The 4,752-nt window shown below is 71.3% G+C and carries 5 protein-coding genes; 3 read left to right on the top strand and 2 right to left on the bottom strand.

Translation table 11 applies throughout. The annotated features are described in order from the left end of the window. Nucleotides 1–142 precede the first annotated feature (142 nt). On the bottom strand, nucleotides 143–571 hold the full coding sequence (locus tag ACFQ4O_RS15330) for a hypothetical protein (protein WP_378776864.1): 429 nt from the start codon (nucleotides 569–571) through the stop codon (nucleotides 143–145). Between the two features lie 310 nt (nucleotides 572–881). Here ACFQ4O_RS15330 and ACFQ4O_RS15325 point away from each other — a divergent pair, with 310 nt between their 5' ends. Beyond that, nucleotides 882–2,120, top strand: coding sequence for an Hsp70 family protein (locus ACFQ4O_RS15325; RefSeq protein WP_378776862.1), 1,239 nt, complete (start codon nucleotides 882–884; stop codon nucleotides 2,118–2,120). A 402-nt stretch (nucleotides 2,121–2,522) separates the two neighbouring features. Here ACFQ4O_RS15325 and ACFQ4O_RS15320 read toward each other — a convergent pair whose 3' ends face one another. Next, the gene (locus ACFQ4O_RS15320; RefSeq protein WP_378776860.1) at nucleotides 2,523–3,578 is read right to left on the bottom strand and encodes an NAD(P)-dependent alcohol dehydrogenase; all 1,056 of its coding nucleotides are present in this window, start codon (nucleotides 3,576–3,578) and stop codon (nucleotides 2,523–2,525) included. A 203-nt stretch (nucleotides 3,579–3,781) separates the two neighbouring features. On the opposite strand from ACFQ4O_RS15320, the gene ruvC reads away from it, so the two are divergent. Both ruvC and ruvA read left to right on the top strand, forming a co-directional pair. Further along, on the top strand, nucleotides 3,782–4,300 hold the full coding sequence (ruvC, locus tag ACFQ4O_RS15315) for a crossover junction endodeoxyribonuclease RuvC (RefSeq protein WP_378776858.1): 519 nt from the start codon (nucleotides 3,782–3,784) through the stop codon (nucleotides 4,298–4,300). Beyond that, the coding region (ruvA, locus tag ACFQ4O_RS15310) for a Holliday junction branch migration protein RuvA (protein WP_378776856.1) at nucleotides 4,297–4,752 on the top strand (456 nt) is incomplete at its 3' end. The genes ruvC and ruvA, both read left to right, overlap by 4 nt.

Below are 4,752 nucleotides of genomic sequence, written 5' to 3'. Positions count from 1 at the left end.
GGCTGCTGGCCCGGCTCCACCGCCTGCACCTCTTCCGCCGGCGGCAGGGTCTGGGCGGGCGAGGGCTGCGGCTGCTGGGCCGCGGCCGGGGCGACCAGGGCTCCGGCCAGCGCGAGCGCCGCGACGAAGGAGCGCAGGCTGGTCACTTCGAGAACTCCACGTCCTTCACCCGCGACGACACGGCGACGAGGTCGAGGCAGTCGGCGCCGTCCGCGCCGCAGGCGGTGACGTCGTTCAGCAGCACGCGGCTCACCGAGGCGCAGGTCACGTCGGTGGCCTCGAACAGCTTCACCGTGGTCTTGTCGGCGCGCAGCGGGCCGGCCTCCACCGCGAGGCGGCGGCTGATGACGCCGTCCTTGTCGAAGAACACCAGATCGAGCTTCAGGCTTTCCAGCGCCTTCGCGCCGCCGTTCTTCGCCACCAGCGAGATGCGGCAGGCGTTGTCGCGCGGCTCGAACCGGTTCAGCTCCAGCGTCACGCCGGGAGCGGCGACCGCCGGGGTGGCGAGGGCGCAGACGACCGCCGCGGCGGCGATCGCGCGCGGCATGCGCAGGTAATGGAACAGCGCCAAGAGCTTGCCTCCCTCCAAAAGCCACAGAGCCGTGGAATGAGAGGGGAATAAGGGCAGGCGGCCACTAACTCAAGACGCGGGCCATAATTGATAATCGTTCAAAACTGCTGAACGGAGACTATTCGCCAAGGTCCATTACAGGATCCGGGCGATCAAGCCTTCGTGCGCGCATGGTTCGCCGGTCCCGCCCGCCGCGTTCGAACGCGCGCCTGCGGGGTCGGCGCGCGGCGGCCTCCCGCGATCGGGCATGGACGTCGGGCGCGCGGGCGTATAGGAGGGCCGCCCTTCCTTGATCGTTCGGGCGCTTCCCATGACCGCGTGCGGCCTCGACTTCGGCACGTCCAACACCACGCTCGGCCTGTCGGGACGCGGCCTCGCCCGCCTCGAGGGCGACGAGGCGACGCTGCCGAGCGCCATCTTCTTTCCGCCGGCCGCCGCCGCCGTCGTCGGCCGCGCGGCGCTGAAGGCCTATCGCGACGGCGAGCCCGGCCGGCTGATGCGCAGCCTGAAGTCGGCGCTCGGCACCTCGCTGATCGAGGAGACGACCCAGGTCGGCCGCGAGCGCGTCAAGTTCAAGGACGTCATCGGCCGCTATGTGGGCATCGTCCGCCGCCGGGCGGAGCAGGCGACCGGCGCCGAGCTGGACGCGGTGGTGCACGGCCGCCCGGTGCATTTCGTCGACGGCGATCCGGAGGGCGACGCCCGCGCCGAGGCCACGCTGCGGGAGATCGCGCTGTCGGTCGGCTTCGGGGAGATCTCGTTCCAGTACGAGCCGGTGGCGGCCGCCCTCGACTACGAGCGCACCATCGGCGCCGAGGAGCTGGCGCTGATCGCGGACATCGGCGGCGGCACCTCGGACTTCTCGGTGGTGCGCCTCAGCCCCGAGCGGCACCGGGCGGCGGACCGCTCGGGGGACATCCTCGCCAATGACGGCGTGCGGATCGGCGGCGTCGATTTCGACCGCCGCCTCAGCCTCGGCGTCGCCATGCCGCTGCTCGGCTTCCGCAGCCCCATGAAGCGGGCGGGGCTGGAGGCGCCGTCGAGCTGGTTCCACGATCTCGCCACCTGGCAGAGCATCAACAAGCTCTATGACGGCAAGGCGGTGCGCTCGATCCGCGAGACCCGTCGGGAGTCCGCGACCCCCGAACTGCTCGACCGGCTGATCCGGGTGATCGAGGCCGAGGCGGGCCACGGGCTCGCCGCCGACGTGGAGGCGGCGAAGATCGGCCTCTCCCAGGCGCCCGTCGCCACCGTGCCGCTCGGGATCGCCGAGCGCGGCCTCGCGGCCGAAGTGGCGCCTGAAGATCTGGTGCGCCACACCCACGAGCTCGCCGCCCGCATCGCCGTCCGCATCGGCGACTGCCTGTCGACCGCCGGCGTCTCCGCCGAGCGGATCGACGCGGTGTTCCTCACCGGCGGCTCCACCCGGCTCGCCCATGTGCGGGCCGCCATCCTCGCCGCCGTGCCCGGCGCGCGGGTGGCCGAGGGCGACACCTTCGGCTCCGTCGGCTCCGGCCTCGCCCTCGAAGCCGCCCGCCGCTACGGCTGACCGGGGAGGAGCGCCAACGCTCCTTGTCCCGGCCTTGAGCCGGGACCCAGAGACGCTGGCGTCACCAAGACAAGCGCGACGGGCGAGGAGCTTTATTCTCCCACGGAGACGGTTCTGGGTCCCGGCTCAAGGCCGGGACAAGGGAAGAGGCGCGCGGTCGGGAAGACGCTGATGTCGCGCGTCGTCTCGCGCCCATGGCGGATGCGGCTCCCACTTCTTGTCCCGGCCTTGAGCCGGGACCCAGAGACGCTGGCGTCACCAAGAGAGGCGCGACGGGCGGGGAGCTTTATTCTCTCAGGGAGACGTGTCTGGGTCCCGGCTCAAGGCCGGGACAAGAGCGAGGGCGCGGCCGGGACAAGACGGAGCGCGGGGGCGGGCGCCGCGGCGTCCGCCCCCGGCGTCTCAGGCGGCCTGCTTCAGCGTCGCCATGTCGATGACGAAGCGGTACTTCACGTCGCTGCGGACCATGCGCTCGTAAGCCGCCTCGATGTCGCGGATGTCGATCATCTCGATCTCCGACACGATGCCGTGCTTGGCGCAGAAATCGAGCATCTCCTGCGTCTCGGCGATGCCGCCGATCAGCGAGCCCGAGAAGTTGCGCCGCCGCCAGATCACGCTGAAGGCCGCCACCGACAGCGGCTTCTCCGGCGCGCCCACCTGGCACAGCGTGGCGTCGCGCTTCAGCAGGCCGAGATAGGCGTTCACGTCGTGGTCGGCCGCCACCGTGTCGAGGATGAAGTCGAAGCTCTCCGCATGGGCCGCCATCTGCGCGGCGTCCTTGGAGATGATGACCTCGTCGGCGCCGAGGCGCTTGGCGTCCTCGACCTTGCCGGCGGAGGTGGTGAACAGCGCCACATGGGCGCCCATGGCGTGGGCGATCTGCAGCGCCATGTGGCCGAGGCCGCCGAGGCCCACCACGCCCACCTTCTTGCCCGGGCCGACGCCCCAGCGCTTCAGCGGCGAATAGGTGGTGATGCCGGCGCAGAGCAGCGGCGCGGTGGCCGCCAGATCGACGCCTTCCGGCAGCTTCAGCACGAAGCTCTCGTCGCAGACGATCGCCTCGGAATAGCCGCCGAAGGTGTTCTGCCCGGTCTGCGCCTCGACGCCGTTGTAGGTGCCGACGAAGCCGGTCTCGCAATACTGCTCGAGCCCGTCCTTGCAGCTCGAACACTCGCGGCAGCTGTCGACCATACAGCCGATGCCGGCGAGGTCGCCGACCTTGAACTTGGTCACCTCCGCGCCGACCTCGACCACCGACCCCACGATCTCGTGGCCGGGCAGGCAGGGGTAGAGCGTGTTGGCCCATTCGTTGCGGGCCTGATGCAGGTCCGAGTGGCAGACGCCGCAATAGGCGATGTCGATGCGCACGTCCTTCGGGCCGACGTCGCGGCGCTGGAAATCGAACGGCGCGAGCGGCGTCTCGGGCGCGGTCGCGGCGTATCCGGTGCATGCGAACATGGGATGTCCTCTCTCGACTCGGTGATGTGTTCTTAAGGGGCGCGCTGCGGGCGGGACGCTCCCGGCGCCAGCGTCCGCCATATATAGCGCCCTCCGGTGCGGACGAACGGGCGTCCGCGCAACCGCCCGTCCCGCTGACGCAAACGGCGGCCTTCGACGTTCCACTTGTGTTCCGGTAACTTTCGCCCGCTACATGGGTGGCCATGAGACCGCTCCCGATTCGCATCCTCGGCGTCGATCCGGGCCTCCGCCGCACCGGCTGGGGGGTGATCGAGGCCGAGGGCCACCGCCTGTCCTTCGTCGCGGCCGGCGTCATCGCGCCCGACGCCGCGCAGGAGCTCGCGGCCCGCCTCGCCGGCGTCTTCGCCGGGCTGCAGGCGGTGCTGGCGGAGCACCGTCCCGACGAGGCGGCGGTGGAGGAGACCTTCGTCAACGTGAACCCGACCGCGACCCTGAAGCTCGGGCAGGCCCGCGGCGTCGCCATGCTGGCGCCGGCGCTCGCCGGGCTCGAGGTGGCGGAATACGCGCCGAACCTCGTCAAGAAGACCGTGGTGGGCGCGGGCCACGCCGAGAAGCGGCAGATCCAGCACATGGTCGGCCTGCTGCTGCCCAAGGCGCTGGTGAAGAGCCCGGACGCGGCCGACGCGCTCGCGGTCGCCATCTGCCACGCCCAGCACCGGGGCACCCGCCAGCGCGCAGCCGCCGCGAGGATTTCCGCATGATCGGCAAGCTCACCGGCAAGGTGGATTCGGTCGGCCTCGACTGGGCCATCATCGACGTGGGCGGCGTCGGCTACGTGGTCCATTGCTCGACGCGCACCCTGTCGCGGCTGAAGGCCGGCGAGACCGCGCGGCTGTCGATCGAGACCCATGTACGCGAGGACCGCATCCAGCTGTTCGGCTTCATGTCCGATCTGGAGCGCGAGTGGTTCCGCCTGCTGAACACGGTGCAGGGCGTCGGAACGAAGGTGGCGCTCGGCGTGCTGTCGGTGCTGGAGGCGCCGGACCTCGCCACCGCCATCGCGTTGCAGGACAAGGCGGCGATCTCCCGCGCGCCGGGCGTCGGTCCCCGGGTCGCGGCGCGCATCGCGGCGGAGCTGAAGGACAAGGCGCCGCTGTTCGCCGACGTGGACCCCGCGCTGGCGCGGCTCGCGGGCGGCGACGGCGCGGAGGCG

The sequence above is a fragment of the Methylopila musalis genome (genome assembly GCF_042679725.1).
GTDB classification, from domain to species: Bacteria; Pseudomonadota; Alphaproteobacteria; order Rhizobiales; family Methylopilaceae; genus Methylopila; species Methylopila musalis.
Note: the sequence above shows the minus strand (reverse complement) of the source record. Positions and strands in the feature narration are given on the sequence as shown.